Here is a 26,001-nt window from a genome sequence, read left to right on the forward strand (position 1 = left end):
TTAAAGGCCGTTGACCGGCACTTTCAGCATCGGCCGGCCATCCTTGTCCGTCGGCATCTCGCCTGCGCGCATGTTCACCTGCAACGACGGTATGATTAGTCTCGGCATCGATAGGGTGGCATCGCGTTCGGTGCGGAACCTGACAAATTCGTCTTTGGTCTTTCCGGCCCCGACGTGGATATTGTGGGCTTTTTCCGCACCAACGGTGGTCTCCCACTGAATGTCCCGGCCATTGGGGCCGTAGTCGTGGCACATGAAAAGGCGCATCTCGTCCGGCAAGGAGAGCACCTTCTGGATGCTGTCATAGAGCGTCGCGGCATCCCCGCCGGGGAAATCGGCACGGGCCGAGCCGCCATCAGGCATGAAAAGGGTGTCGCCGACAAAAGCCGCATTGCCCATTACATGCACCATGCACGCGGGAGTGTGTCCGGGGGTATAAATCGCCACAGCGGTCATGCCGCCAATCCGATAGGTGTCACCGTCCTTAAGCAGCGCGTCGAACTGACTGCCGTCCCGTTGAAACTCGGTGCCTTCGTTGAAGATCTTGCCAAAGACATCCTGCACCACCAGGATCTTGTCGCCGATGGCGATCTTGCCGCCCAGCTTGCCCTGGATGTAAGGGGCCGCAGACAGGTGATCCGCGTGGACATGGGTCTCGATGATCCATTCCAGCATCAGTTCATGCTTGAGGATATGGGCGATCATCCGGTCTGCGTGGTCATAGGAGATCCGCCCGGCGGCGTAGTCGATGTCCATCACGCTGTCGATCACGGCACAGGAGGACGAATTGGGATCCTTGACCACGTAGCTTATCGTATTGGTGCTGGGGTCGAAAAAGGCTTCGACTTCAGGCTTTACGGACATGTCGATCGGATAATTTGTCACGGAAATCTCCTGTTCATGAGGTGTTATTGGGCACCGGGTGCAGCACGCGAGGCACGAGCATTGTCAAGTGCCATCAGCCCCCTGGCGGCGAAGATCCCCAACAGGAGTGCTGCGACGAATGCGAACACTTCAATACGACCCGTGCCAAGGGCGGGGAGCGCCCCGCCAGGGCAGAAGCCGGCAATGCCCCAGCCAATGCCGAAGAGTGCCGATCCGCCAAGAAGTCGGGCATCGAGGCGCGTGGCGGTGGGCAACTGGAACCGCTCCTCAAGGAGCGGGGCCGGCTTGCGCAGCACGAGCCGGTAGCCGATGAACGTCACTATCAACGCACCGCCCATGACAAAAATCAGGCTGGGATCCCAGGTGCCTGTGAGATCGAAGAAGTTCAGAACCTTGGCCGGGTTGGCCATGCCGGATATTGAGATTCCGACGCCGAAGATCAGACCAATGAGATAGCTGGCAACAAGACGCATTGATCAGACCCCCAGCACATGTCGGACGACAAAGACGGTCAGCCCGGTTGAAATCATGAATGTCGCAGTTGCGGCAATGGACCGGCGCGACAAGCGGGCCATCCCACAGATCCCATGCCCCGAGGTGCATCCGGACGCGAAGGTGACGCCAACGCCGACGATGAATCCGCCCAGAAGGAGCATGGGCAGTGACACCGGAACATCCACGTCCGGCATCTGGCCCGTCAGCGCCAGGATAACAACCGGGCCGCTGACCATTCCCAGAAGTATGGCCAGTCGCCAGGTCCGGTCAGAAGGCGCGGAAGGCAAGAGAACACCCGAAAGTATCCCCGTTGCTCCCATTATGCGTCCAAGGGTCAGCATCAAAAGGACAGTGGCGAGACCGATAAGGGCCCCTCCCCCCATGGACTGCCACGGCGTGAATGCGGTTTCCATGACGGTCATACCTTGCAGGTCTGGATGCCGAGGATGGAATACATGGGACAGGTCCGCATCAGCCCGGTAGCCGTCAGAACAAGCCCTAAGGCTATCGCGCCATACTTTACCGCGACGGCATCAAAGATAGTCATGCTGCTGAACAAGGCAGCGGCGATCAGGGCAACGCCCACGACCAGACGCACGACCCGGTCCACAGTTCCCACATTGATTGTCATTGCCGTACTCCTCGTTTCAGTGCTCAATGTTCCAGGCCACCGGACCTCGGCGCATGGTGACAGTCTCTCATGATGCTAAAATGCTCGGACGGGTATGACATGCTGCGCTCCATTCGACACCAACTTGGATCAGCGTGGATGCGTCTTTCGTCTCGGCGCGGGCCAGCCCGATTGGGGTGTCTGGGCCAGACTGGTCTTACCGAACAGTAGAATGTTCCTGTGTTCCTGACAGGCGCCAAGGATTTTGCAGGTGCGCGGGTCGCGCGAAGCACCTTTGCAAATTGACCGATTGAATCGCCGGGACACTGATCTCGATCAGCATCTGCGAGCGCGATGCTTGTAACCTGTAGCCGTCGCCCAGTCGGGTGTGGCCCTGACAAGAGAACACCTCGTGAGCATTCATATTGGGGACGTCGCGCCCCATTTCACCGCCGACACCACGACTGGACAGATCAGTTTTCACGAGTGGATCGGAAACGACTGGGTGTTCTTTTTTAGCCATCCTGGTGACTTCACTCCGGTTTGCACCACTGAAATCGGTCGCACCGCGCAACTCACTGAAGAGTTCGCCAAGCGTCACGTCAAACCGCTTGGTTTATCCACGGACCGAGTCGAAGACCATCTGACCTGGATCAAGGACATCAACGACACGCAGAGCACGGAGGTGAACTTTCCGATCGTCGCCGATCCAGAAAGAACCGTTGCACGACTTTACGATATGATCCATGCGAACCAAAGCGAGACGGCCGCCGTCCGGTCAGTTTTCATCATCGACCCAAGCAAAAAAATCGCCTGACCATGACCTATCCGATGAGCGTCGGACGCAACTTCGACGAGATCCTGCGCTTGATTGACGCTTTGCAAACCGGCGATGCGAGCCGGATTGCCACACCGGCCAACTGGTTGCCGGGTGGCACCGTCATCATCCCGACCTCGATTAACAACGCCGAAGCCAAGACGCTGTTTCCGCAAGGTTGGACGGAAGTGCGCTCTTATTTACGAACCACAACACTTTGAGCAGCTAACGCAAGGCCACCCTGCGCCGGTTGCTCATCTGACAGCGGCAACCCAATCTTGATCCGAGGTTTCACTCATGTTCGGCGACATCTCCGCAATCGACCTGGCCAGATTCCAGTTCGCCTTCACCATCTCGGCTCACATCATTTTTCCGGCCTTCTCTATCGGCCTGGCGAGTTTTCTTGCGGTGCTGAACGGCCTTTGGCTGTGGCGCAGGGACGAGGTCTATCTCCGGCTCTTCGATTATTGGAAAACGATCTTCGCGGTCGTCTTTGGCATGGGAGTGGTATCGGGCATCGTGATGTCCTACCAGTTCGGAACCAATTGGTCGGTGTTTTCCGATAAGACCGGTCCCGTTCTCGGGCCGCTGATGGGCTATGAGGTCCTATCGGCGTTCTTCCTCGAAGCCGGTTTCCTCGGCATCATGCTTTTCGGGCGAGAACGGGTCGGCGAAAAACTGCATATGGTAGCCACGGCCATCGTTGCCATCGGCACGCTGTTCTCCGCCTTCTGGATCCTCAGCGTCAACAGCTGGATGCAGACTCCGCAGGGTTACTCGATCAACGACGTCGGCCAGTTCATTCCCGAGGACTGGTGGGCGATCATCTTCAATCCATCCTTTCCCTATCGCCTGGTGCATATGGTTTTGGCGGCCTATCTGACGACCGCCTTCGTGGTTGGCGCGGTCGGTGCATGGCACCTGCTGCGCAGCTCCGAAAGCCGGGGTGCGGCGATTATGTTCTCGATGGCTATGTGGATGGCGTTGATCGTCACGCCGGTCCAGATCATCGCCGGTGACATGCATGGCGTTAACACACTGGAATACCAGCCGGCCAAGATCGCTGCGATGGAAGGCCACTACGAGAGTTTCCCCGAGGGCCGGGCGCCGTTGATCCTTTTTGGCCTCCCCGACGATGCAGCAGGCGTGACGCGCTACACGTTGGAGATACCGCTGCTCGGATCTCTCATCCTGACGCATAGCCTCGATACGCCGATCAAGGGCCTGGATGCCTTTCCTGCAGACGAACGCCCCAAATCCGCGATGATTTTCTGGACTTTTCGCATCATGGTTGCCATCGGCTTTGCCATGTTGGGGATCGGCCTATGGTCTGCTTGGGGGCGGTGGAAAGGGCAGTTGTTTGACATGCCGTGGCTGCACCGTGCTGCCGTACTGATGGGACCGTTTGGGTTTCAAGCCGTCCTTTGCGGTTGGATAACCACCGAGGTGGGGCGACAGCCTTTTACAGTCTACGGACTGTTGCGTACGGGAGAGAGCGCAGCGCCGTTGCAGGCCGAAGCTGTCGGCATCTCGCTCATGGCCTTTATTGTGGTCTACTTCCTGGTGTTCGGTTCAGGGACATTCTACGTCCTGCGCCTGATGAGCAAACGCCCGCGAGACCGCATCGATATCGATGAGATCGGCCCCACGCGCACAGCCGGTATCACACCCATCGCCGCCAATCCGACCGCCCCGCATCCTACGCAAGGAGAATAGTCCATGGTCATCGACCTTTCGTTTATCTGGGCCGGGCTGATCGCATTTGCTGTGCTGGCCTATGTGCTGCTCGACGGTTTCGATCTGGGCATCGGCATTCTCTTTCCGTTCCTGAAGAACCGCGACGAGCGCCATCTGGCGATGAATACCATCGCCCCCGTCTGGGACGGCAACGAAACATGGCTGGTGCTGGGCGGCGGCGGATTGTTCGCGGTCTTTCCGCTTGCCTACGCGATCGTCATGCCCGCGCTTTATCCCTTGATCATCGCGATGCTGCTGGGCCTGATCTTTCGCGGCGTGACCTTCGAATTCGTGCACAGGACAAAGCGGATGCAGGGCTTCTGGGAGGTTGGCTTCTGGGCAGGGTCTCTGATCGCCACCATAGCGCAAGGCATGGCGCTCGGTGCACTGGTTCAGGGAATTGTCGTGAACGGGCGAGCGTATGGCGGCGGCAACTGGGATTGGCTGACACCGTTCTCCGGACTGACGGCGCTGGCCGTCGTGGTGGGATACGCCATGCTGGGTGCCACATGGCTGATCCTGAAAACCGAAGGCGAGACGCTTGTCCGCGCCCGACGGTTCGCGATGCCGCTCGGCGTAGCACTGGTTGCATTGATTGGGCTTGTTAGCCTTGCGACCCCCTTCTTGCGGCCTGAATATCTCGCGCGCTGGTTCGGTTGGCCCTCGGGCGCGTGGAGCGCGGTCGTGCCGATCCTGCTCGCTCTTGCGATATGGCAACTTTGGACAGGCCTGCGAAACAAGGACCATCTGCGGCCATTTTTGGCGACGGTGGCGATGTTCGTTCTGTCGTTTGCCGGGCTTGGCGTCAGCTTCTATCCCAACCTGGTCCCACCCGCCCTGACAATCGCAGATGCTGCGGCGCCTGACAGTTCGCTGCTATTTTTGCTGGTCGGCGCGGTCGTCCTGATCCCGATGATTCTGGTCTATACCGGCTACTCCTACTGGGTGTTCCGCGGCAAGGTTCATCCCGGCGACGGCTATCATTGATGCGCCGCTGGCTTTGGTTCGCTGGCCTCTACCTGGCCGGAATTGCGGCGATAGGGACGATTGCATTCCTGATCCGGTCGGCGCTGCTGTAAATTATAGAGGCAGCTTAGAAACAGAGCATAGATTGCTTCATTCACGCGGACTTTCATAGTTTGCGACGATCAGAGGATAAAATGACCGAAAGACCAGACACCGATCTGCCGCTTGAGATCGTCGCAAAGGGGCCAGCGATCGCGGTGCCTTCGAGGCTGCGCTTCCGTGCACGTTATTTGTTGGTGCTTCTGGTGCCAGTCCTGATGTTTTCCGGCGCCGTGATCGGGATGTATTTCCAGCCGCCTGCTTTGCAGAAATTCTACGCACTGACAGGGTTGCAACCCGGCGCAGGATCGACTGCGCCCATCGCGCTTCCGCCGGAGATCATACTTCCAAAAGACATGGCGGAAACCATGCGCGCCTCGGATGTTGTCGGTTTGGCGCGACTGATGCCGCGCGGCGACATATCCTATGTGGCACCTCCCTATGGAGCCGGCGATGCGCGCGTGGCTGAAGTTCTCGTGACCGAAGGGGACGTGGTGACACAAGGCACCATGGTGGCCCGCCTGGACAATCAGGCCCAACTGGAAAGCGCCATATTTCTAGCCGAGGCCAATCTCGCTGTACGGCAGGCAACGTTGGTGCAAATCCGCGCCGCCGTCGAGAACAGTCGCAACGAGGCTCTCGCCAGCCTGGCACAGGCACAATCCGTTGCAGCCGAGGCGACAGCGAGCCTGTCGCGGACCAACGACCTTTCCGCGCACGGCGTGGCAACTCAGTCTGCTCTGGACACGGCAATTGCCGCTGAACGGCAAGCCGCTGCGGCTGTCGAGAAGGCGAAAGCGACGCTTGCCCGCTATCCCGCCGCCGAGGTGGAGGATCAGCCCGATGTCATCGTGGCCAGCCGCAATCTGGAAGCGGCGCAGGCGGAGCTGGCACGGGCTCGAAATGATCTCATTCGCTCTGCCGTTGTCGCGCCGATCAGCGGCACGGTGCTGAACATCCATGCAAGGCCGGGACAAAAGCCACCCACCGAAGGTCTCATGGAAATGGGTGATACCAGCCGAATGATGGCCGAGGCCGAGATTTACCAGGACCGCATCTCGCTCGTCGAGGTAGGTCAACCGGTCGAACTGGTGGCCGCTGCCCTGAACCGCACCCTGCTGGGCCGAGTTGCCACGATTGGACTGACAGTCGGGCGGCAAGGCCTGCTGTCGGACGACACGGCCGCCAACACTGACGCACGGGTGATCCGGGTGATGGTGGAGCTTGACGAGGCTTCCTCCACCATCGCCGCCCGTTTCACCAATCTCGAAGTCATCGCCCGCATCGACACCGATAACTCAGTTCCGGCAAAACCATGAGCCGGCTGCTTCAGGCCTTGTTTGGTCGGCTTCCCATTGGCTGGTTGCAACTGACCCACAACCGTACCCGATTTGCTGCCGCTCTCGCCGGCGTGGCTTTCGCCAATGTGCTTGTCTTTGTGCAATTGGGCATCATGAACTCGATGGCGACCGCCACCTTGAAGCCCTATGGCTTTTTCCAGGCTGACATCATAATTTCCGCATCGGACGCCAACTCGATGACGGAAGGCAGCAACGTCGCGCGGCAATGGATGTATCAGGCCATGGCCGATCCCGAGGTCGTTGCCGGCACAGGGCTTTTCGTGGCCAATGTCTCATGGCAGCGGGCCGACAAGGCGTTGAGCCTGACCACCTATGGCATTAATCCCACGCAGCCTGTTTTCCTGTCACCCGAGATAGCGTCGCGAGCAGCCACGTTGCAATTGCCTAATTCTGGCATTCTCGACCGCTTCACACGAGGCCTGCCGCGCGACGAAGCAGCCGCGATCCGCCCGCAAAGCCCGTTTTCATTCGAGGCCAACGGCATAACGTTGACACTCTATGACACGTTTGCAGGCGGCGGCGGATTTGGCGGCGACGGATTCATGATGGTTTCGGACCAGACATTCCTCTTGCAGTTTCCGGCCCGCAGTTCCGGCGCTCCGGATCATATCCTGCTGCAGGTTGCAGCCGGCGCCGATCCCGATGTGGTGGCCGCCCGGCTTCGCGATCTTGTGTCGGACAAATCCCTTCGTATCCGCAGCTATGCGGATGCTGCAGATGAGGACCTCAGCTATCAGCAGACGAAACGCCCGACCGGGATCATATTCGGTTTCGGCGTGATTATCGGCGTGCTGGTCGGAATCGTCATCGTCTATCAGGTGCTGTCTACCGATGTGGCCGACCATCTGAGCGAATACGCCACCTTCAAAGCCATGGGCTACGGTCAGGGTTTCTTCCTGAGCGTCGTTTTCGAAGAGGCTTTGGTCCTCGGGGTGCTGGGCTTCATCCCAGGGCTTGCGGTGGGCAGTCTGCTGCTTTGGGCCATGGCCAGTGCCACGACCCTGCCATTGGCAATGACCGCCGGCATGGCCGTCACTGTCTTCATCGGCACGGTCGTCGCCTGTTCACTATCCGGAGCGATCGCCACCCGCCGGCTCGTCGCAGCCGACCCCGCCGATCTTTTCTAGGGAGCGTAACATGGCAGAGGATGTTCCCGTCGAGGTGAGCGGCCTGAACCACTGGTTCGGCAGAGGCGAGGCTCGCAAGCAGGCGCTGTTCGATGTGAACCTCAAGGTCTCGGGCGGCTCGCTGACTGTACTGGTCGGGCCTTCCGGCTCCGGCAAGACCACATTGCTGACCCTTGCAGGCTGTTTGCGCGACGTGCAGGAAGGCTCGGTCAGGCTGCTCGGGCAGGAGTTGAAAGGTGCCCAATCGGACCTGCAAAGGACGCTGCGGCGCAGACTGGGATTCATATTTCAGGCACACAACCTGCATGGAAGCCTGACGGCGCTACAGAATGTTTTGATGGGCTTGCAGGTGCATGGTCGGTCTGACCCCCAAATGCAGACAAAGGCAGCCCGGCACACGTTGACGCTTCTGGGTCTTGGCGATCGGATGGACTATCTTCCTGACAACCTCTCGGGTGGCCAGAAGCAGCGCGTCGCGGTCGCCCGCGCACTGGTTGGCAACCCCGACGTGGTTTTTGCCGACGAACCCACGGCAGCCCTTGATCGCGAAAGCGGCGCAACCGTGGTCCAGATGCTCAAGCGGCTGGGGCAAGTGCGGGGGACGACCACGGTCATGGTCACGCATGATAACCGAATTCTTGAACTGGTCGACCGCATCGTGACGCTCGAGGATGGGCGCATCGTGAACGATACGGCGCCATGACAAAGATCTGGTGCCTTCAACTTCCTCGCGGGTATGGATCGGTTCGAAGCTGGCTTTGAAGGATGTCAATCGCCCTGAACCAATATGGTTCCGACAGGGACACGTTATTCGCCTACTTTACGTCCGTCGGCTCGTACTACGCCTTGGACTCGATGCCTTGGCACGACCTTTCTGTCCGCGACTTCATGACGGAGGGCGGTGTCCGGGTCCCTAGAGCTCATCATGAGCTACTCGAGCTCGATAAAGGGATAGTGATGTTCTTCGTTCCGAAGCCACAGCACGCTAACATGCTCATTGCGTACCTGAACCGAATGCTCACTGCGAAAGCCAAGACCAGCTGGCGGATGGAGCAGATCGGTTGATCTAGCGGCAGTCGCCACTTCGATGGTACGCCGCTTTCGGGTTCGTATCGCGCCCCTCTTCAGGAGTTCCTCAACCTCGTCTCTGGATCGCCCGTCGAGCGGTCGTGTTTCATGATAGCTGAGCCGGTTGGTCGTGAGCGTCGGCGTTAACCCGCTGCCCGACCGCTCCCCGTCGTGCGATCAGCACAGCGCTCAGGGCATAGGCGACAATGGTCATGAAGAAGAGTCCGTAAGGAACGTGGGCGGTCAACACTGCAGAAATCTGCACGAGCCGGACGAAAGGCAGATTTTCAAGAATTCCAGCGAAGAGGATGAGAGCGCTCACTAGCGCGACAACGAGGATCACAACACGCACACAAAGGTCGATTTTCAGCTGCAGCGGCGTCTTCCAGAGCTAGGACTTGCGGGCGGCGGCAGTCAATTGGTTGGCATAGCTCTCAGCTGCGACCTTTTGGGCCTTATAAAACGCATCTCCCGCGACACAGAAGCTGCCGGAAAGGAGTAGATCACAGCGCGCTTGTAGACGAGGTCGGATTCCCCACTTAGTAGCGACTCGTCGGTCTCAACCTCGCCACCGATCACCGTTCCGGCGGCCGCGATCTGATCGCCGGTGTGCACGTTCAGAACGTCGCCCCGAACCAGCTCTTCCGGTCGACCACTTTTTCTTGTCCGTCACGAATTACGGTGGCGGTCGGGCGGCTGGTAAGCGCGATCTGATCCAGCCTCCGCTTGGCGAAGGCTTCTTGTGCGGTCCGGATAATAGCATTCGCCATAAAAAGCGGTCCGATGCTGATCTGGACATCGCTGACGCGCCCGAGCGCCATCAACGGGCGCCGATCGTTACAGGATGCCGTTGAAGAGTTTGAAGATAATCGCATGCGCAATATCCAAATACGAACGGCTTGTGACAAAGGCTACCGCGTTGCTCTCACCACGTCCCCGCCGTTCCAACACCTCCCGCTCCGTCAACCCCTGCGGATTTTGCATGGCCGCAATGTCTCCTGAGTCCTGAGCCGACGAAACTAGGCCTTAGCGCTCGGCGGGTGCCCTACGCGCGGTCCTGATATCTCAATCCCGGCTTCCAGCCGATTTCTGCGGCAAGAACCGAGAAAGTCAATCTCCCGGCCCCAATCCGACCGGGATTGAGATCAATACCAAGAATAAGGGAACAATGGCGACAAAACCTGGAGTCCGCTTCATTTAGGTCGCAGCGTATCCCGCGGTTCTGAGAATTGCCGCTGGCGTCACAGCTGGCATGACGGGAAGGAACGATGGATCTCCGGCAGATCGTTAAAGCCGCTCCGCAAGGTTTCTTTCCCTATGCCCAGCCGACTATTAGAATGTTCGGACTGTATGGCGCGCCGGCAATTCAGGATGCCAGCGCGCTTCGAACTTTTCGCCTCAGTGCCAAAACGGTGGGCCACCGGCGCGGCCATGCATGATGCCGGGACCAAAAGCCAGGCCTGGCAAGCTTTCCTGCGCCTTGGCCTTCTGCATCTCATCGAGTGTGGCGACGAGTTCGGACGCCGCCTTTTGTACAGCTTCGAATTGCTTCCGGCCCAACTCGCGGATTTTGGTCATCTGCGCAAAGTGATCCTCCGTAGTGGCCTCCTTGGGATCATTGCCGGCTACCTCGAACGCAGCTGTCATCGCCCCGGTCGCGTCCTTCAGGGCGTGGCGTATTTGCTCCAGGCGGCTTCCTGCTCCGGCTTGATGGCAAGATCGGCCTTGAGAGCATCGACCCGCGCGGGATCGGCGAAGGTCTGCCCACCGCCCATCATTCCGTGCATCATACCGGGGGCCATTCGGCCGCCCATCATCGATCGCATCATTTCGGGACCCATGCCGCCTGGTCCGTGCATGAACATCGGACCGAAGCCGCCGGGGCCATAACCGTTCGATTGCGCGTAGGCCCATCCGCCAGCGATTAACATCGCGGCAAGACCGCCAAAAACAACAGTTCTCTTCTTCATGTCTTTCTCCATCTTGAGGCAACAGTCAGCTTCATTGCTGGGCGCATTCAATCCGGCGGATGTCACTGAACTTTTTCGGCTCCCGCCAATATTGTGACAATCTGTGACGAGAACGGCCGGTGGCACAATCAGGCACAACAATTTCGAGACGAAAGGCGCCGGTCTGGGCTACAAAACTCTCATGAACGCCGTGCCCCACATCCTTTTCGTCGATGACCACCGCGAGATCCGCGATCTGGTATCGCGCGCGCTAGCCCGGGAGGGCTATCGCGTCAGCACGGCAGCCGACGGGCGTGCGATGCGCAAGACGCTGGTTTACGGAGAGCGGCGTCCAGCCATCCAAAAAAACAATCGCGTTTGCTATTCAAAGTTCCCGGGCTCTCCAAGGTACCGGGGACATCCGATAGTTGTTATCGATTAAACGCAACCAAGGCGCTTCATAGGCCCGTCCGAAAGTCGTGAGGGTAGTCAACGCCAGGCCATAGTGGCTCATCCACCACAGTGCGTTGTTTAGGTGCCCGACTCCACTTTGGCTGCGATACCATTGCCTCCTTGCAAAATGTTCGCCGGGGGAGCGTCGCTGCCGCATCAAAGTCAAGCCGCTGACGGTGTTGCCAGCGATCTCGAATCCCCACGGCGTCGATCGGGTCAACTAATATGGAGGGCAGAAACGAAGCCTCCCAATTTCCGGTTCTGGTCAAAAACATGGAGCTGTAGATCGGCCTTCGGCATCCAGACACGGCCCACTTCAACTGCCGCCGAGACAGGCAAAGCGGGGAAAACGTGGATGGATGCCCCTTCTCCATGCGCTGTTTTTATCATATCGAACAGCCGCCGAAGATCACTCCGAAAGCGGGATAGATCGGCGGGGCTGCGCATGATGTCATTATGTGGGGACTTCGCGGTCAACGACCAAATCGAAGTCTCGTCGCCAAGCACTGACGTAACCCGGTCCTGGGAAATGGAAGCACTCAGGGCAAGGATAAGCGCAACGGTAGGACGGATCTCGCCCGGTGTTTCCGTCTTGAACTCGACCGAAGGCGTGTCATTTTGCCATTTCCACGTGGCAGGTTCTCGATGGCGTTGGTGAATCTCGGCGGGCAGAATATCGCAAAGCTGTCTTCCCAATTCTATCAAAAGCGGCTGCGGTGCCAGTGCAAATACGCTTGCATGGGTGATCTGCTGTCGTTCGATCCGGCCCCTGATCTTGTCGGCAAACAGCCGTTGAAGGTTGGTCTGCTGAACCTGCCAATACTGTTCGTCGGTGTCGTCGAGCGAGAGGCCGAGCATTTCGAGATCAATTGTTTCAAATGATGCCGGCGAACGCTCCGGCAGCATCGACGCAAATATGTCCTCTCTCGCCACGAGCGCTTCGTTTTTGCCGATGTTGGCTCCGAAACGGATGACATGAGAAGCGCGATCCGGCTGGATACCACTCGCCAGGCGGACTCTCCGCTCGTGCTCCTCCTTCATAAGGACCAGAAGTTCCTCAGGATGGTCGTCCGGCGCTTCATTGTCGATCAGTCGATGGCACTTGGCGCAGAGAAGCATGAGGTTGGTGATGTCTCTGGCGAGAAGTGCGGATCTTGTCGGATGACCACGGGCTCCTTCAGGCGAGTCGGCAACGATGTGGGCGACAAAGCCAAACATCTTGTCCTCCTTGCCAGAGAGGAGGTCACCAATGAGCTCGCAGTTGCAACCGCGAAACTGGCAACGGCCTGCCGCACGTGCCCACAGCGCGCGCTGGACCTTCTCGGGAATCCTCGATTTTGCCATTCAAACTGCCCTCCGAACTGGTGCGTGCCGCTGCAGCCGGCTCCGACTGACACGCTGCTCCACATCGCGATGCTCTGGATGCTCTCCCCCGCCTCGCCACTCGCCGTCGATCAGCCAATCCTCGAAATAGAAGAGCCAGAGCGACGTCCACGGAATGATGGTCTGATCGAGCCTCATCCAGGGCTGCCACTCATATGTGCGTGGCAAATAGAGACAGAGGCGGGTAGGCTTCTGGTCGTATACATGCGGAAGGTCATTTCCACCGGAGAGCATCAGCAGATCAGGATTGTCGAGAAACACTCTCGGCGAGCGATTGACCGCAAATTCCAACCGAGCATCATAGATGCGCGAAAGCGGCGTGGGTGACGATTTATAGTGCCAGCTGAAATGTCCTGATCCGAGTTCACCATCCCCGACACACAGCGGGCTCTTCGTCAGTAGAAGAAACTGCTGCGCGGGGGTCAGTGGCTTCGGATCGGAAAAACGCATGGCGGCTATCTTCCAAAAAACGTGTTGGCGCGAACGGGGGTGACGGTGGCCGTGGTGATACCTGTCACGAGGCCGATGCGGGGTGCGATGCCAAGAGTGCCCTTCTGACGAGAGGTCGAGATGTCATCGGTAATGGAATCTATTACTGCCTTGGCCGGGGCGGAGCCGAAGGCGTCGCCGAGCTGTCGCTTCAGGCCATCAAGCCCTTCCACATCCTTCAGTCTGCTGATGTCGGCCAGAGCACGGGTATGCCAAGTGAAAAATATCTCGGCGCGCTTGGGATCACCGTTCCACTTTTCGGAGAAATTCTCCCCCTTCGTCGTCTCATTCCAGATGAACCATTGCATCTGGCCATCAACGCGGCACGTCTCGATGAAGTCGGGCATGTGCCGGATGACGTCGAAGAGCAGATCCAGTTCAGACTCGTAGATGAAGGTCCTGACGCAGTACTCGTAACTCTGGGACGCCAACGTCGTCACGAGAACTGAAATCGGCGACAGGGATATATCGATCTCGTTGACGGCGATGAAGACATCCCGGTGGCGCTTGAGTATCTGGACGACCCTCTGCAACAGGCCCTTGAAATGAACCTGCTCCGGAAAGGGTTCAATGTCTGCACGGGCGCGATCCTGAGTATGCAAGCTTTTCGTCACCCGGAAACGCGGCGCAAGCTTCACGCGCTCAAGGAACAATGCCTTGTAGCCCTTCGGATTTGACGGCTTCCAGATCTTGAGTGCCCGATCGGGGACAAGTTCACCGCCCATATGGCAGCTCCGGTTTGGAATGGACGGGGTGATGTCCATATGGAATTCGTTGGCGTAGACAAGCCGCCAGCAGCGCGCCATCTCTACCAGAAGAGGCTTGTAATGGCCGTTGGCTTTCAACCGGTCGCCAATCGCTTTCTTCAGTGCAGCCGGCTCGACCCAATGTCCGAGGTTTGGCGCATGGGCTACCAGATCGACGTCATGTTCATTGCTTCCGATCGGCTTGACGGTCGTCCCGATAGCAGTCGATCCCTGGAGGAAAATTCCCATTGCCTTGAGCAATGGATCCTCCGCATCCGCCAGCCACCCGCCGACCCCATCGTAACGCTCCTTCGCGAGTTCCGCCTGACTCGGTGCAATTTCGAGAGTAGCGCACATCCGATCAAGAGCGCCGATGAGCATTCCGTCCCGCATAACAAGTCGATGATCGTGAAACATGCATTCCTCCTGCGCCCGAAAAGGGATCTGCTCGTAAGATTTGCTCGTCTAATTTCGTACAGCTAAATCGAACGCTTGCCATCGTCAAGCTCTGTGCTATATTTTTGTACAGATTAACCGAACGGCGCGGCACGCAGGTGCACGCGCCTTCAGTGATTCAAGGGAGTAATTCGAACATGTCTTTGGCTGCCAAGCTCAAAGAACTCAGGGGCAAAAACCGTCAATCCCTGCAGGAGGTCGCGGATGCCATTGGAGCGTCCAAGACACATATCTATGATCTGGAGACTGGTCGCAGCACCAACCCCTCAATTGAACTTCTGACCAAGCTCGCCACCCATTTTCGCGTTGCCATCGCGGATCTTGTTGGAGAGAACCCAGAGGGAAAAGACGAAGAGCCTGGTCTTGTTGCGATGTACAGGGATCTCAAATCTCTGGCACCGCAAGACCGTGAAACAATCCAGATGCTGATGGACCGGCTGAAACCCAAGGGAAAGTAAATGGACATCTTGCGGATGGATCTAGCCGACACGGGGTCGCCTGAAGGGCTCGTCAGCCTGATCCTAAAGCATGAACCAAATCTTCCGCTTCCTGTACCGATCGAGGAGTTGGCGCTCCAGCTCGAGATTGAGGAAATTGCCGAGTTGCAAACGGAAGGTTTTGAAGGCGGCTTGATCACCGACACGGTACGGAGCCGCGGAATTATACTCGTCAGAAAGGGGCTGAACCAGCCGCGTCGCCGTTTTACCATTGGCCACGAGCTCGGTCACTTCCTGATTGCCAACCACATCCCGGATAAGGACGGTCAGTTCCTGTGCTCAAGGGAAGATCTCCGGGCACTTTCCGCGAAGGAAGGCAACCGGCGGGCGAAAATGGAAGTCGAAGCGAACCGCTTCTCTTCCCTCATCCTGATGCCGCCCCCGAAACTGCGCGACGCCTTCAAGAAGCATCCCTCGCCAAGCCTTGAACATGTATTCGAGTTGGCGGACCAATTTGATGTCAGCAAAGAAGCCATGGCGCGGGCCTATGCCGAGTATCACCCGGAAGCGTTGGCATTCATTGTCGTCAAGGATGAGAAGGTTGGGCGGGTTTATCACAATCGAAAGCGCTTTCCTTTCGTTGTTGCAAGCCGCAACAAGTCGGTGCCTCAAGGCTCAACGTTTTACCGACGAGACCTCCAGATCGGCATTCCAAGCGAAATCGAAAGCCGGCTTGCCGATCTGTGGATCGACGTACCCCGAGGGCAGCGCGCTCCGACCCTCATCGAACAGGTGTGCCTTCAGAGGAACGGCTTTGCCTTGATCATGCTCTGGCATGAAAGCCCGGAGGAGGAGGATGAAGAAAACGAAGACATGACCACGCGCGACCGCTGGCGTGCCCAACAGGAACGATATCGCAGGGATTGATCTTGATGGAAGGCCATAATTTTGAGCGTCTCAAATCACACATCGTGCCCCTATCGAACTCCATGGCATTCGAGACAGCTCGGCTTGAATGGGACCTGATCGGCGTAGAGATCAGTGAAGAGTTTGATCAATGTCCCTGCGGTCAGGATATTCTCGAACATTGTTATATTCGAAATCGCCTCAATGGCGCGACGACCTACGTCGGCAATGTCTGCATTAACCGCTTCGTTGGAATTGACACGGGGAACCTCTTTGAAGGCCTGAAGCGTATTCAAGCGGATCTCTCCGCCAATGCAAACGACGATCTCATCGAGCACGCCTACCGGATGGGATACCTATTCAACGACAAGGAATATCACTTCCTCAAGCAGACGAGACTTAAACGGAAACTCTCGTCGGCGCAGTCAGCCTGGAAGAAAAAAATTAATCGACGGATTTTGAATCAGACTATCGTACAGCGAAGGGGCGTTCATCAGTCTCGGTGATTTACTGTCGCAATGCATCAGTGGTGCATGTTCAAACAACACGCTCAAAAATGTCTTGCGATTTCGAACGAAATGCACGTGAATATTACCATATCAACAGATTCGATTTTTGCAGCATTGAGGAGTACTATCGGAGATGACGGTGAAACTGACTGATCTACGTGATGACATCGACGCAATAATTCTCGATCTTCGCCGGGAGCGAAACGATGGCGAAATTCCAATTGCTGACGCGCTCGCCCGCATTCGCTCGGAGTTGAATGGCAAGATCTCCGAGGCAGCAGATCAGTTGATCGATCTAACGCTCCGAAAACTGATCCACGATGTGAGCGGCCGGAAGCGCCTCAGCCTGGCGATGGTAGGCCAAACGAGTTTATTCGGCCATTACTCCGGAATACCCGCGATGATAACTACCGGACGTGGTAGGAAGCGGGACACGACAAAAGCGACCTTCCAGGAAGCAGATGCTTGGCTGTCTGCGCGCGAAAAAGAAGATACAGACGTTCGAACAAAAAACGAGAAATTCAAACAAATGGTCGAAGAGCTGCGTCCGTTTATTCAGGCGCCGACTGATACCCTTGAAGATGCCGCGCGTCTCAAATTTAAGCTGCAGACAGTTCACGCAAGTCAACTGTAACCGTTGGATTTCATGCGGTTGGCGTTGGTCATACCACGCCCCATGCCCGAAACCTCCCCCTCCCCGTCATCTCTCTGAGCCCTAGCTCAACAACAATCCGCCGCGCCGCCTGCGGCGTCACCCCGAGCGTCGTCACGACCATACCGGCCGAGACCAGCGGCTTCGCGATGACCAGCTCGACCAGTTCCGGCAATTTCGAAGACGTCCGGCGGCCCGCCAATTTCCGTTCCATTATGGTGCGTGCCAGCGCGAGCCGGTCATGCTCCTTCAGCCCGATCTCTGCGGCTGCAATCAGTCCCTGCGCGATCGCCAGCAGCCGGGTTTCCCGGTCGCGATGCCGGCGGCGATCGACCGGAATGGATTTGAGGCCGAGGTTGATAGCGGCCAGATGTGCATCTGACGTGATGCCAGCCTGCCGCAGGATGGAGGCGCAAAACAGTCGGCCGAGCCAGGGCGCGTGCTGAAGCACGGACAACTCGTTCCAGGCATCGAGAGCGATGATCCCCTGCATCACCGCCGGCATGTCTTGAACCTGCCGCAGCACGCCGCGCCATTCTTCCAGGCGTTCGTCCTCGTCCCAGTCGAGATCGTAGACCAGCGGATCCTTTTCCCGGTCCCGAGCGCTTTTGGCGAGGCCGGGCGTCATCGCTAGTTCGATCGCAGCGTCGGAGCGGGCCAGCACCGCATCGATGGCGGCATAGTCCACGTGCGGAAGGTTCGCGCCAGCATCGCTCTCCTCTCCCTCCCCTACCCCGGCGGCTTCGGCATCCACCGTTGCGCCCTTGTTCTCTATCGCGCTACTGGCACTATCTGATGCTCCAGGCCACGCCTGGCGGAGGCTGCGGAGGCCATCGGGAGTGAGTGCCCAGCCGGGCGGCTGCGCGGCGATGCGGCGGCGGGTTCTCAGGACGTCGCGGGCAATGGTCAGCTCGTGGGTGGGTGTGCGAATATCGCGAGTGGCGTCGTGGAGGACGAGGTCCTCGAGATGGACGAGCTCGCCGTCGATCCACAGCGAGGCGCAGGCATCGGCGAATTGGGTGCGCTCGAGGAAGCCGACTCCGACCGGTGAGCGGGCGATGCGTTCGTCGAGACGAGTCAGCGCGAGCCCGGCGTCGAAAGCCGACCGCATCAGCGCTGTCATGCTGATTTTCGCGATATCATAAGCCATTGAAATCATGGTAAATGATTTCTTATACGAACTCTATATTTAATTTAGGGTTCGCCAGTGGGTATGATTGCGGGTGATGGTTATAACCATCGATAGGTCCCCAGTATCGATAGTCATGTGGTCCACTAGTTGACCAACTCATGAACGCGTCCTATCTTGGCGCAGAACATCAAAATCATGATCGTCCGCCATCTCCGCGACGAGAGACACTGTTCAACGGAGTTTCCCATGAGCGTCACTGTCAAGGTTGCCGAGGCCAAAGCCCATCTCTCAGAACTGCTGGCCCGCGTCGAAGCCGGCGAGGAGGTTATCATTTCCCGCGGCAACGATCCCGTCGCCCGGCTCTCGCGCGTGAAGAAGGACAACGAGCTCTCGGCGCTGATCGCCGAGGTGCGGGCGGCGAGAATGCGGGCAAAGCCGGTGTCCAACGACGAGATCCTCGACTGGAAACGTGAGGGTCAGCGGTTTTGAGCAAATTTATCCTTGATGCGTCGATCGCTGCTGCCTGGCTATTGCCAGAAGAATACAGTGAAGCAGCCGAGCAGCTTATCGCCGGGATCTCCGGCCCCTGCCCGGTGCCCGACCTGTTCTGGCACGAGACGCGCAGCATTTTGATCAGCGCCGAGCGGCGGCAACGGATTGCCGCCGGCCAGGCCCATAACGCGATGGCCCGGCTGCGCCGATTGCCCCTTGAAGACATGGGTGCCGGTCAGGATGGCTCGGTGCTCGAGCTCGCGAGTGCGCACGGGCTAAGCGCCTACGATGCCGCCTACCTCGACCTTGCGGTCCGCCAATCCCTGCCGCTCGCCACCCTCGACCGCAAACTCGCCGGCGCGGCACGCACTGAGAGGATTCAGGTGCTGGGACCATTCGAGAATGAGCATTGATCATGATATAGAGCGGCGCGCGGTGGCACTCGACGCGCTCGATTCCATCCTGCCCTTCGACAGGCGTGACCAACTCGCTGCGCTCCTCACCGACGACGACGTCGCGACGCTCAAACATCTGGCCAGCGAAGGCATGGGCGACAATACGCTGCGCGCGCTTGCCTCCGACCTCGGTTACCTCGAGACCTGGTGCCAGCTCGCCACCGGCAGCCCCCTCCCCTGGCCGGCGCCAGAGAGCCTGCTGCTGAAATTCGTCGCTCATCATCTCTTTGACCCGGGCAAACGCGCCGACGATCCCAGCCACGGCATGCCGGCGGAAGTGGAAGAGGGCCTGCGCGCCCGGCGGCTGCTTCGGGCCAACGGACCGCACGCCCCCGACACGGTGCGGCGCCGGCTGACGAGCTGGTCGATCCTGACCCGTTGGCGCGGCCTCACTGGGACCTTTGATGGCCCTTCGCTCAAGTCCGCTCTGCGCCTTGCCGTTCGCGCCAGCGCTCGTCCGCGGCAACGAAAAAGCAAAAAGGCCGTGACCGGCGACGTCCTGGCCAAGCTGCTGCAGGCCTGTGCCGGCGAACGCTCGATCGACCTGCGCGATCGCGCGCTGCTTCTGATCGCTTTTGCCTCCGGCGGCCGCCGCCGATCAGAAGTGGCGGCTTTGCGTGTCGAGGATCTGACCGACGAGGACCCTGTGCAGGCCGATCCGTTGGATCCTGACTCCCCTCTCCTCCCGTGCCTTTCGATCCGTCTCGGCCGCACCAAGACGACGACGAGTGACGACGACGAACATGTGCTGCTCATCGGACGGCCGGTCATGGCGCTGAAGGGCTGGCTTGGTGAGGCCAGCATCAACGAAGGACCGGTATTCCGGCGCATCGACCAATGGGGAAACATCAATCGGCGCGCGCTCACGCCACAGTCGGTCAACCTCATCCTGAAAAGCCGTTGCAAGCAGGCCGGGCTCGAACCGACACAGTTTTCGGCGCATGGCTTGCGGTCAGGTTATCTGACCGAGGCTGCCAATCGGGGGATTCCCCTCCCCGAGGCTATGCAGCAGTCGCTGCACAAGTCCGTGACGCAGGCGGCTCGCTACTACAACAACGCTGAGCGAAAACAAGATCGCGCGGCCCGGCTGATCACCTGAAAGCGCCGGTCATACCGGCGGGTTCCGGCCAAGAGGCACCGCTGGAGCAGAGCAAACACTGCATGCAGTAAGCTGCAGAATCGCAATGCGCTCAGGCCTGGAGGTTGTCCGCCGACATCTTGCCGGACTTGCGGTCTTTCACCAGCTCATAGGTAATCTTCTGGCCGTCGTTGAGTCCGCGTAGACCAGCTCGCTCTACCGCGGAAATGTGGACGAACACATCGGCAGTTCCGTCATCCGGCTGGATGAAACCGAAGCCTTTTGTTGTGTTGAACCATTTTACTGTACCGGTTGCCAAAGTATCCTCCTTTGATCATCGTCGTGTCGGACGGATAGGCTCGAATGACACTGGTGCGCTCACATTAGTAGACGGTTCCGGCGTCAACGGAAAGTCATGCGAGCTATCGCGTCTATCGCACCGGACCTAAATTCCGGATCTTGGTTGCTTACCTTTGCTGTAAGCACGGTAGATCGGGCGTAATATGGCTGAGCAGTCGTAAAGGCCCGAACGCGTTAATTGCGCCGATGCGCCTAATCCCAGGACAGTTGATCCTTCGGAAGCCGACCACTTGGGTCGTGTACCTGCACTTTATGCGGCAGGTTGGGGCCCCAGTTCCAAAGCACCAGATTTCGATCTCCCTCTTCGGCGCCGGGCGCAAAGCTGGGTACTATAATGCCTGCCGTGCCCCTCGCCTTCAGTCGATCGTATATCGACCAGGATGGGGGTCTCCTTCCTTCCGAAAGCGCGGTGGCCCAACTGCAGGCCATTTCCTCCACCGAAACGGAATTCGGGGCCCGACCAACTTCAGAAGTAAGATCCGCAATGTCATCACAGTCGACATCGTAGGAACAAAGTACACAAGGGTCGATGCGATGGGCAAACCCTTGATTGGCTTCCTTTACCGCCGTCATCACACTGAGGGCGAGATAGAGAGCTGGCACGCCTTTTGGGTTGAACCGCGCGCCTCTTATAGCCGCGCCATCTCCTGAAACCGGTTTGAAAGCCCAGCGTGGATCGTGCGCACGGTAACAATTGCCCACAAACCTCAAGCGAAGCCCCCTAGGGCCATATGATCGAGGTAATCTCGCACCGCCGCGGCCTTGCCGTCTTTTACGAGAGCCTCGGGCGTACGCCCGCCAAAAGCTGGTAGAGGTTGGGCCCGGTACCAAGCCATTGCCTGCTCCTTACCACCGGCCCAATCTGAGACACGACTGATAATCTCCAGCATTTCCCGAAGGCGGCTCTGCGTTTTCGCGCCCAGGCTACGTTCACTTCTATACAGTGTTTCGCGGGCTAGCCCCGCCGTCTCGGCCAACTGGCTCTTAGACATGCCGAAGCCGGTTGCGACCCGTTCCACAGCGATCTTTCCCGAGCGATCCATATAGGACAGCACCAAGGGACCGCTGTGCTCTAAAGATTTCAGAACCTGAGGCATGATCATTCCGCCATATCCAGCAACTAATTTATTGTGCAAAATATATGACTCTATTGACGGCAACGCAAGCGACTACGACAGATTCGCCGGTGTAGCGAGAAGTTTCAAGCCACTGCCCCCCCCCCCAAAGAGCCGTTCGCTAGGCGCTTCGAGCAACCACTGGATTCGCCCGCAACAGAGCCATCAGCACCGGTCCGAGCGAAAACTCCCCTCGCCGCGCCTTGTCCGTCAGATTGCGCAGATATCCGCCGGCCGAGTTGATGTGCCCTGCCCTTTCGAGAATACAGGCCATTGTCGCAGCCGCATTTTCCGGCCCCATCGCCTCGCAGGCGTCCTGGTAGGCGCTTGGACTGACGCCCAGCATCGATCGGACCACCACCGCAGCCGCCATTAGTTCTCGCCAGCTCGAAATAGCCCCATCCGGCCCATACATCGCGATCTCCGGGCAGGCTTGCAGCACCATGCCCAACGGGAACGCCTTGATCGGCTCGCGCTTCGGCTGCGGTTTGACCTCAGGTTTCGCCCCGCGCTCTTTTTCAGAGCTAGGTTCAAGTTCACGGGTGGATTCGGTGTTTGAATTCTGTATGTGACGCTCATTTGGAGCATCATTGGAGCTCATATTTTCTGAATTCATCTGCATTTCCAGCAGATTGAGGACTTCGCTCCGCAATATTTCCATTTCGTCGAGGATTGCGACTAGGTCACCGATGACCGGCGTGCGCGGAATACGACCGACGAGCTCCACATACATCGCCTCTATCGCTCCCCAGTTACCGGAAGCGCCCTCCTCCATCGCAGCGGAGATGAGCTTGCGAACATCTCGGCGGCAGATGGTGAGCGCCTCTTTGGTCCGACGGAACTGCGCGCGATCGGCAGCGACCCGTTGGGCCATCTGCGCGAGTTCTTCAGCACGGGCGAGCAAGGGCGACAGATCGAAGCCATAGGCGTCCTCGACCTCGCCTGCCCGATCCTTCCGGGCGAAGCGTTTGCCGTTGGCGCTATCCTTGCGCACGATCAGGCCAGCGTTGACGAGTGCAGCCAGTTGACGGCGCAGCGTGGCGCTAGCGATCCCATGCGCCCGCACAGAGAGCTGTGCGTTGGACGGGAATACGATCATGGCCCGATCTTGCGCCAGCTCCGCTTCCGGATAGAACGTCAAAAGGGCATCGAGAACGGCGAGCGCGCGATCCTGGATGCCGAGCAGCGCCCTCGCCTCAGAGGCGTCGCGGAACACTTTCCACTTCTCGACTGATTTGCCTGGTTTGATTTCAGCTGAGTTCAGCTGCCTTCTCACCAAGGCAAGTGTCATCGGCCGCCGCCCGAATGGCGTCGTCACACTTCCAACCTGCATTTTCCTTCACCTCTCAGAAGGCAAAAGAAATCTGCTCACCAAAACGATGCCAAAGACTCTTGACGGGGATTCGTGGAAATGCGATTCTCAGATTGCTAGATAGGAGAGAGGCTTCCACGACGGAAACGTTTGGGGGCCTTTTTCTTTTGCGGTTTATCCTCCGAATTAAACCTGTTCCGCCTTAGCGGGGATTCTTCTGCATGAACTGATCGTGCAGAGTTTCGATCTGGGTTGCCACGTACTCCACAAATCCATTGGGAACCGCCTTATTGAAGGCCAGTTTCGAGCCCGATTTTCCGTGGCTAACCTGTCCGAGCACTAGACCGTGCGCAACGAGCTGCACAGCTTCAACGGACAAAAGTGCTGGGTCTCGCTCGCCGGAGAGCGCCTCGAGGACGCGCGCAAAGCGAGCGTTGCTATCACCCCTGCGCGTTTCATCCTTGCCGAGCACCTTCTTGGCAGCTTCAAACGGCGCGGCGTGGGCTGACCATTTCGCTTCGAAATCCACCCATCGACGGCGGCCGACTTCGGGTGCTGGCCCAATTTCCTGAACGACCTCGCGCGGCAAAGCGGTTGCAAGCCGTATCATCTCAGAAACATGCGATTTGCTCGTACTTAGAGATTTGCAGATGATATCGCGACCATAGCCGGCAGCCTCCTGCGATTGGGCGAAGAGGCACCTTTCAATGAATGACAGGTCGTTCCGATTGCTGTTTTCCTCCCCCTGTAGAACGATGGCTTCTTCGTCACTCAGGTCTCTCGCGATCGCCTTGAACTTGATGCCGAGAAGCTTCGCTGCAGCAAGCCGCCGACGGCCGAAGACGATCTGAAACGATTTGACGTTCCCGTCAACTGAGCGCACGAGGCCAGGTGTGCTTTGCCCATGCTCACGCATTGACTGCATCAATTCGGCAAGGTTCCCCGCCTCATAGGCGGAGCCGAAGCGATCGGGGATCGCGGAATCGAGAATGTCTGCCGGCTCGATCTCGATGACCTGGCCGCCGTCTCTCAGCAACCGATCAGCAAGCTCGCTGCGTTCCTGGATCTGGCGCACGCCAGCTGCAACCTTCATCAAATGCGGCGAGGTTGATCGTTGTACTCCGCCCCTGTCAACTGCGCCGTCGAGCTGGCCCAGAACGTTGGCGAAGAGGCCCTTGGAATCTTTCCGGCTCATTCTCTCCCCCAAGCCTTCCAGAACAGGTTTTCCAGTTCCGCATTGGCGGCGTTTATGGATTCGATTGCGCGATCGTAGGTTTTCGGTGCGGAGAATCGCGTCCGCTGCACCTCGTAGAGGCTCTGCTTCCAAGTCAGCGCGTCTGCGACTGCGGTCGACTTAATAACAGAATTCAGCAACAGATCTTCACCAAACACCTGCCGCATCAGCGCTGACATGTTTGCCTGCGGATGATCGTTGGGCTCAAATTTGGTAACAAGAAATTTGGCGAAATCCCATTGAGCGGCTGTTCCGACTTCGTCGAGGATCTGCATATAAGACGCCGCCAGCTCCAGAAACTTCGCAGTGGAATCGACGTCCAGCATATGTGCGGGGACTGGAATGACGACACCCGTCGCTGCCGTGAGCGACGAAAGCGTCAGAAAGTTCAGCGATGGCGCGGAGTCCATGAGGATAAAGTCATAGTTGTCGGCGACCTGCTCGAGCGCCTGAGAAACGCGTAGCAAGAAACCTGTGCCTCCAGCCCGACGCATCTCGAGCGCAACGGCGGTTTCGAATTCGGTCAGTTCAAGGCCGGCGCAGATCACGTCGAAGCCGACGATGTGCGTCTGGTGGATAATCGAACTGGTCGGAATGGGGTCGTCGAAGCGGATGGCGGAATAAAGGGTGTCCCCTCCCCGGTAGTCGAAGTCGGGAAGGTTGCCGTGAAGTGCGGTGAGCGATGCCTGCGGATCAAGATCCACGGCAAGCACACGGTACCCGCGCAGTGCCAGGTAGTGACCTAGGTGAATTGTCGTGGAGGTCTTGCTAGAGCCGCCCTTAAAGTTGGTGACGGCAATGATCTGGCACTGTTCGTCGCCGGTGCGGCGCGGGTTCATCCATCTTTTACGGCCGTTAGACGCAAGTGCGAGACGCAGCTCAAGGACTTGCTCCAGCGTATAAAGGCGTCGACCGTTGGAGATCTCTGGGGACGGTCCCTGCTCCTTGGCGGCAACCTGGCGGATATACGCTTCCGTAACGTCCAAAAGGGCAGCGACCTCCGTCGACGTGAACTTCCGCATACTGCGCCGCGCGTCCGGCGGAAACTGCGCCATGCTCAGATTGTTCAACGCCAGCTCAAGCTTGCTGGAAAAGTTCTCCATGAAGGAGAGGCTGCTGAGATGTCGCGTCATAATGAGAATCCCCGGTGGTCTGTCCCGTCACTTAACCGCTCTTGTGGTTAACGTTTAGATAACAACCACGTAACTACTCAAAAACCCGAAATTTCGGATTTTCTCCGCAACTAAGAGCTACTCCGATTCGGGTGACTCCAGCAAATGGGGTTGTGGATCGCAGCATAGCGGCAAGAGCAGTTTCTATTCGGTTCCCCGCGGGGAACTTTCGCCGCTGTGCGCGGTCTGCGGAAGCGGGCGCGGAATGCGGGGGCGCTTTATCCTGTGCGTCGCGCCCTCGCCCCAAGACGCAGTAGCCAATTTCCAGCTTGGCCATCGTGACCGGTGGATTACGAAGTGGGACGACAAGATTCGCTGCGCCCTATATGACAACCGCGTTCCAAGCGACCCCCTAGATGAGTTCCGTAGTAGCGTCCTAACTCCGCTCAGCGAAGAGCGTCCTGAATGGTTGGAGCTCGATCATTTGCAGTGCCTGGTGATCAGTTGGGACATCCAACTCTGAACCAACCACTTCACGGCCCATGTCTCCACGGGCGCCCTCCGAC

Annotated in this window: 32 protein-coding genes and 1 pseudogene; 13 read left to right on the top strand and 20 right to left on the bottom strand. The window is 58.3% G+C overall.

Annotated features, from left to right (window positions below):
- The 4 genes from HT585_RS28640 to HT585_RS28655 are packed head-to-tail and all read right to left on the bottom strand — an operon-like array spanning position 1 to position 2,011.
- Positions 1-864 (bottom strand): MBL fold metallo-hydrolase, encoded by an 864-nt coding sequence (locus tag HT585_RS28640; protein ID WP_210270617.1) that lies wholly within the window; start codon positions 862-864, stop codon positions 1-3.
- A 44-nt stretch (positions 865-908) separates the two neighbouring features.
- Positions 909-1,358, bottom strand: a complete 450-nt coding sequence (locus HT585_RS28645; protein ID WP_176356190.1) for a DUF6691 family protein — start codon at positions 1,356-1,358, stop codon at positions 909-911.
- Positions 1,359-1,361: 3 nt separating this feature from the next.
- Complete coding sequence (locus HT585_RS28650) at positions 1,362-1,793, bottom strand: YeeE/YedE family protein (protein WP_176356191.1); 432 nt, start codon at positions 1,791-1,793, stop codon at positions 1,362-1,364.
- 5 nt (positions 1,794-1,798) lie between these two features.
- On the bottom strand, positions 1,799-2,011 hold the full coding sequence (locus HT585_RS28655) for a YgaP family membrane protein (RefSeq protein WP_176356192.1): 213 nt from the start codon (positions 2,009-2,011) through the stop codon (positions 1,799-1,801).
- A gap of 391 nt (positions 2,012-2,402) precedes the next feature.
- Here HT585_RS28655 and HT585_RS28660 point away from each other — a divergent pair.
- The 6 genes and pseudogenes from HT585_RS28660 to HT585_RS28685 all read left to right on the top strand — a co-directional run bounded on the left by HT585_RS28660 (position 2,403) and on the right by HT585_RS28685 (position 8,800).
- A pseudogene (locus HT585_RS28660) lies at positions 2,403-3,028 on the top strand (peroxiredoxin).
- Between the two features lie 76 nt (positions 3,029-3,104).
- Positions 3,105-4,523, top strand: coding sequence for a cytochrome ubiquinol oxidase subunit I (locus tag HT585_RS28665; protein ID WP_176356193.1), 1,419 nt, complete (start codon positions 3,105-3,107; stop codon positions 4,521-4,523).
- Between the two features lie 3 nt (positions 4,524-4,526).
- Positions 4,527-5,531: a cytochrome d ubiquinol oxidase subunit II gene (cydB, locus tag HT585_RS28670; RefSeq protein WP_176356194.1), complete on the top strand. Its 1,005-nt coding sequence runs from the start codon at positions 4,527-4,529 to the stop codon at positions 5,529-5,531.
- Positions 5,532-5,827: 296 nt separating this feature from the next.
- A complete protein-coding gene (locus tag HT585_RS28675; protein ID WP_176356195.1) occupies positions 5,828-6,928 on the top strand; it encodes an HlyD family efflux transporter periplasmic adaptor subunit in 1,101 nt (366 codons plus the stop codon).
- The gene (locus HT585_RS28680; RefSeq protein ID WP_176356196.1) at positions 6,925-8,097 is read left to right on the top strand and encodes an FtsX-like permease family protein; all 1,173 of its coding nucleotides are present in this window, start codon (positions 6,925-6,927) and stop codon (positions 8,095-8,097) included. The genes HT585_RS28675 and HT585_RS28680 overlap by 4 nt, the downstream gene beginning before the upstream one ends.
- 10 nt (positions 8,098-8,107) lie before the next feature.
- Complete coding sequence (locus HT585_RS28685) at positions 8,108-8,800, top strand: ATP-binding cassette domain-containing protein (protein WP_176356197.1); 693 nt, start codon at positions 8,108-8,110, stop codon at positions 8,798-8,800.
- 779 nt (positions 8,801-9,579) lie between these two features.
- Here HT585_RS28685 and HT585_RS32320 read toward each other — a convergent pair.
- The 9 genes from HT585_RS32320 to HT585_RS28730 all read right to left on the bottom strand — a co-directional run bounded on the left by HT585_RS32320 (position 9,580) and on the right by HT585_RS28730 (position 14,602).
- Entirely contained in the window at positions 9,580-9,780 is a 201-nt protein-coding gene (locus HT585_RS32320; protein WP_176356198.1) for a P-type ATPase actuator domain-containing protein, read from the bottom strand.
- Between the two features lie 2 nt (positions 9,781-9,782).
- A complete protein-coding gene (locus HT585_RS28695; RefSeq protein WP_176356199.1) occupies positions 9,783-9,986 on the bottom strand; it encodes a hypothetical protein in 204 nt (67 codons plus the stop codon).
- A 16-nt stretch (positions 9,987-10,002) separates the two neighbouring features.
- The gene (locus HT585_RS28700) at positions 10,003-10,149 is read right to left on the bottom strand and encodes a hypothetical protein (protein WP_176356200.1); all 147 of its coding nucleotides are present in this window, start codon (positions 10,147-10,149) and stop codon (positions 10,003-10,005) included.
- 414 nt (positions 10,150-10,563) lie between these two features.
- Entirely contained in the window at positions 10,564-10,812 is a 249-nt protein-coding gene (locus HT585_RS28705) for a hypothetical protein (RefSeq protein ID WP_176356201.1), read from the bottom strand.
- Between the two features lie 17 nt (positions 10,813-10,829).
- Complete coding sequence (locus tag HT585_RS28710; protein ID WP_176356202.1) at positions 10,830-11,135, bottom strand: hypothetical protein; 306 nt, start codon at positions 11,133-11,135, stop codon at positions 10,830-10,832.
- A 31-nt stretch (positions 11,136-11,166) separates the two neighbouring features.
- The gene (locus HT585_RS28715; RefSeq protein ID WP_176356203.1) at positions 11,167-11,355 is read right to left on the bottom strand and encodes a hypothetical protein; all 189 of its coding nucleotides are present in this window, start codon (positions 11,353-11,355) and stop codon (positions 11,167-11,169) included.
- Between the two features lie 428 nt (positions 11,356-11,783).
- The gene (locus tag HT585_RS28720) at positions 11,784-12,911 is read right to left on the bottom strand and encodes an HNH endonuclease (RefSeq protein WP_176356204.1); all 1,128 of its coding nucleotides are present in this window, start codon (positions 12,909-12,911) and stop codon (positions 11,784-11,786) included.
- Positions 12,912-13,400 carry a type II CBASS E2 protein gene (locus tag HT585_RS28725; protein WP_176356205.1) on the bottom strand — a complete coding sequence of 163 codons (489 nt, stop codon included), beginning with the start codon at positions 13,398-13,400 and terminating at the stop codon, positions 12,912-12,914.
- A 5-nt stretch (positions 13,401-13,405) separates the two neighbouring features.
- Complete coding sequence (locus HT585_RS28730; protein WP_176356206.1) at positions 13,406-14,602, bottom strand: nucleotidyltransferase domain-containing protein; 1,197 nt, start codon at positions 14,600-14,602, stop codon at positions 13,406-13,408.
- A gap of 176 nt (positions 14,603-14,778) precedes the next feature.
- Between HT585_RS28730 and HT585_RS28735 the strand changes: the two genes are divergently transcribed.
- From HT585_RS28735 to HT585_RS28750, 4 genes are all read left to right on the top strand, one after another.
- Positions 14,779-15,099 (top strand): helix-turn-helix domain-containing protein, encoded by a 321-nt coding sequence (locus HT585_RS28735; protein ID WP_017957253.1) that lies wholly within the window; start codon positions 14,779-14,781, stop codon positions 15,097-15,099.
- Entirely contained in the window at positions 15,100-16,005 is a 906-nt protein-coding gene (locus tag HT585_RS28740) for an ImmA/IrrE family metallo-endopeptidase (RefSeq protein ID WP_176356207.1), read from the top strand.
- Positions 16,006-16,010: 5 nt separating this feature from the next.
- On the top strand, positions 16,011-16,490 hold the full coding sequence (locus tag HT585_RS28745; protein WP_176356208.1) for a hypothetical protein: 480 nt from the start codon (positions 16,011-16,013) through the stop codon (positions 16,488-16,490).
- Between the two features lie 136 nt (positions 16,491-16,626).
- Complete coding sequence (locus HT585_RS28750) at positions 16,627-17,127, top strand: hypothetical protein (protein WP_176356209.1); 501 nt, start codon at positions 16,627-16,629, stop codon at positions 17,125-17,127.
- A 28-nt stretch (positions 17,128-17,155) separates the two neighbouring features.
- Here HT585_RS28750 and HT585_RS28755 read toward each other — a convergent pair whose 3' ends face one another.
- Positions 17,156-18,304 carry an RHE_PE00001 family protein gene (locus tag HT585_RS28755; protein ID WP_176356210.1) on the bottom strand — a complete coding sequence of 383 codons (1,149 nt, stop codon included), beginning with the start codon at positions 18,302-18,304 and terminating at the stop codon, positions 17,156-17,158.
- 219 nt (positions 18,305-18,523) lie between these two features.
- On the opposite strand from HT585_RS28755, the gene HT585_RS28760 reads away from it, so the two are divergent.
- The 3 genes from HT585_RS28760 to HT585_RS28770 are packed head-to-tail and all read left to right on the top strand — an operon-like array spanning position 18,524 to position 20,323.
- Positions 18,524-18,766, top strand: a complete 243-nt coding sequence (locus tag HT585_RS28760) for a type II toxin-antitoxin system Phd/YefM family antitoxin (protein WP_090300147.1) — start codon at positions 18,524-18,526, stop codon at positions 18,764-18,766.
- The gene (locus HT585_RS28765; protein WP_176356211.1) at positions 18,763-19,182 is read left to right on the top strand and encodes a type II toxin-antitoxin system VapC family toxin; all 420 of its coding nucleotides are present in this window, start codon (positions 18,763-18,765) and stop codon (positions 19,180-19,182) included. Before HT585_RS28760 ends, HT585_RS28765 begins: the two co-directional genes overlap by 4 nt.
- Complete coding sequence (locus tag HT585_RS28770; RefSeq protein ID WP_176356212.1) at positions 19,172-20,323, top strand: site-specific integrase; 1,152 nt, start codon at positions 19,172-19,174, stop codon at positions 20,321-20,323. The genes HT585_RS28765 and HT585_RS28770 overlap by 11 nt, the downstream gene beginning before the upstream one ends.
- Positions 20,324-20,414: 91 nt before the next feature.
- On the opposite strand, the gene HT585_RS28775 is transcribed toward HT585_RS28770, so the two are convergent.
- From HT585_RS28775 to repA, 6 genes are all read right to left on the bottom strand, one after another.
- Entirely contained in the window at positions 20,415-20,621 is a 207-nt protein-coding gene (locus HT585_RS28775) for a cold-shock protein (protein WP_112773046.1), read from the bottom strand.
- Positions 20,622-20,854: 233 nt separating this feature from the next.
- On the bottom strand, positions 20,855-21,373 hold the full coding sequence (locus HT585_RS28780; RefSeq protein WP_176356213.1) for an RES family NAD+ phosphorylase: 519 nt from the start codon (positions 21,371-21,373) through the stop codon (positions 20,855-20,857).
- The gene (locus HT585_RS28785) at positions 21,370-21,759 is read right to left on the bottom strand and encodes an antitoxin Xre/MbcA/ParS toxin-binding domain-containing protein (RefSeq protein WP_029742583.1); all 390 of its coding nucleotides are present in this window, start codon (positions 21,757-21,759) and stop codon (positions 21,370-21,372) included. Before HT585_RS28785 ends, HT585_RS28780 begins: the two co-directional genes overlap by 4 nt.
- Positions 21,760-21,898: 139 nt before the next feature.
- Entirely contained in the window at positions 21,899-23,110 is a 1,212-nt protein-coding gene (gene repC / locus HT585_RS28790; RefSeq protein WP_176356214.1) for a plasmid replication protein RepC, read from the bottom strand.
- A gap of 181 nt (positions 23,111-23,291) precedes the next feature.
- A complete protein-coding gene (gene repB / locus HT585_RS28795; protein ID WP_176356215.1) occupies positions 23,292-24,284 on the bottom strand; it encodes a plasmid partitioning protein RepB in 993 nt (330 codons plus the stop codon).
- Complete coding sequence (gene repA, locus HT585_RS28800) at positions 24,281-25,456, bottom strand: plasmid partitioning protein RepA (protein ID WP_176356216.1); 1,176 nt, start codon at positions 25,454-25,456, stop codon at positions 24,281-24,283. The genes repB and repA overlap by 4 nt, the downstream gene beginning before the upstream one ends.
- Positions 25,457-26,001 lie beyond the last annotated feature (545 nt).

It is taken from the genome of Ensifer oleiphilus (assembly GCF_013371465.1).
Taxonomy (GTDB): Bacteria; Pseudomonadota; Alphaproteobacteria; order Rhizobiales; family Rhizobiaceae; genus Ensifer; species Ensifer oleiphilus.

Coding starts and splice junctions, on each gene's coding strand:
- HT585_RS28640 (WP_210270617.1), bottom strand. CDS start 864: ATGTCCGTAAAGCCTGAAGTCGAAGCCTTTTTCGACCCCAGCACCAAT.
- HT585_RS28745 (WP_176356208.1), top strand. CDS start 16,011: ATGGAAGGCCATAATTTTGAGCGTCTCAAATCACACATCGTGCCCCTA.
- HT585_RS28720 (WP_176356204.1), bottom strand. CDS start 12,911: ATGGCAAAATCGAGGATTCCCGAGAAGGTCCAGCGCGCGCTGTGGGCA.
- HT585_RS28770 (WP_176356212.1), top strand. CDS start 19,172: ATGAGCATTGATCATGATATAGAGCGGCGCGCGGTGGCACTCGACGCG.
- HT585_RS28650 (WP_176356191.1), bottom strand. CDS start 1,793: ATGGAAACCGCATTCACGCCGTGGCAGTCCATGGGGGGAGGGGCCCTT.
- HT585_RS28680 (WP_176356196.1), top strand. CDS start 6,925: ATGAGCCGGCTGCTTCAGGCCTTGTTTGGTCGGCTTCCCATTGGCTGG.
- HT585_RS28750 (WP_176356209.1), top strand. CDS start 16,627: ATGACGGTGAAACTGACTGATCTACGTGATGACATCGACGCAATAATT.
- HT585_RS28730 (WP_176356206.1), bottom strand. CDS start 14,602: ATGTTTCACGATCATCGACTTGTTATGCGGGACGGAATGCTCATCGGC.
- HT585_RS28740 (WP_176356207.1), top strand. CDS start 15,100: ATGGACATCTTGCGGATGGATCTAGCCGACACGGGGTCGCCTGAAGGG.
- HT585_RS28675 (WP_176356195.1), top strand. CDS start 5,828: ATGTTTTCCGGCGCCGTGATCGGGATGTATTTCCAGCCGCCTGCTTTG.
- HT585_RS28725 (WP_176356205.1), bottom strand. CDS start 13,400: ATGCGTTTTTCCGATCCGAAGCCACTGACCCCCGCGCAGCAGTTTCTT.
- repC (WP_176356214.1), bottom strand. CDS start 23,110: ATGCAGGTTGGAAGTGTGACGACGCCATTCGGGCGGCGGCCGATGACA.
- HT585_RS28760 (WP_090300147.1), top strand. CDS start 18,524: ATGAGCGTCACTGTCAAGGTTGCCGAGGCCAAAGCCCATCTCTCAGAA.
- HT585_RS28735 (WP_017957253.1), top strand. CDS start 14,779: ATGTCTTTGGCTGCCAAGCTCAAAGAACTCAGGGGCAAAAACCGTCAA.
- cydB (WP_176356194.1), top strand. CDS start 4,527: ATGGTCATCGACCTTTCGTTTATCTGGGCCGGGCTGATCGCATTTGCT.
- HT585_RS28655 (WP_176356192.1), bottom strand. CDS start 2,011: ATGACAATCAATGTGGGAACTGTGGACCGGGTCGTGCGTCTGGTCGTG.
- HT585_RS28685 (WP_176356197.1), top strand. CDS start 8,108: ATGGCAGAGGATGTTCCCGTCGAGGTGAGCGGCCTGAACCACTGGTTC.
- HT585_RS28755 (WP_176356210.1), bottom strand. CDS start 18,304: ATGATTTCAATGGCTTATGATATCGCGAAAATCAGCATGACAGCGCTG.
- HT585_RS28645 (WP_176356190.1), bottom strand. CDS start 1,358: ATGCGTCTTGTTGCCAGCTATCTCATTGGTCTGATCTTCGGCGTCGGA.
- HT585_RS28700 (WP_176356200.1), bottom strand. CDS start 10,149: ATGCAAAATCCGCAGGGGTTGACGGAGCGGGAGGTGTTGGAACGGCGG.
- repA (WP_176356216.1), bottom strand. CDS start 25,456: ATGACGCGACATCTCAGCAGCCTCTCCTTCATGGAGAACTTTTCCAGC.
- HT585_RS28705 (WP_176356201.1), bottom strand. CDS start 10,812: ATGACAGCTGCGTTCGAGGTAGCCGGCAATGATCCCAAGGAGGCCACT.
- repB (WP_176356215.1), bottom strand. CDS start 24,284: ATGAGCCGGAAAGATTCCAAGGGCCTCTTCGCCAACGTTCTGGGCCAG.
- HT585_RS28665 (WP_176356193.1), top strand. CDS start 3,105: ATGTTCGGCGACATCTCCGCAATCGACCTGGCCAGATTCCAGTTCGCC.
- HT585_RS28710 (WP_176356202.1), bottom strand. CDS start 11,135: ATGAAGAAGAGAACTGTTGTTTTTGGCGGTCTTGCCGCGATGTTAATC.
- HT585_RS28785 (WP_029742583.1), bottom strand. CDS start 21,759: ATGCCTCAGGTTCTGAAATCTTTAGAGCACAGCGGTCCCTTGGTGCTG.
- HT585_RS28695 (WP_176356199.1), bottom strand. CDS start 9,986: ATGGCGCTCGGGCGCGTCAGCGATGTCCAGATCAGCATCGGACCGCTT.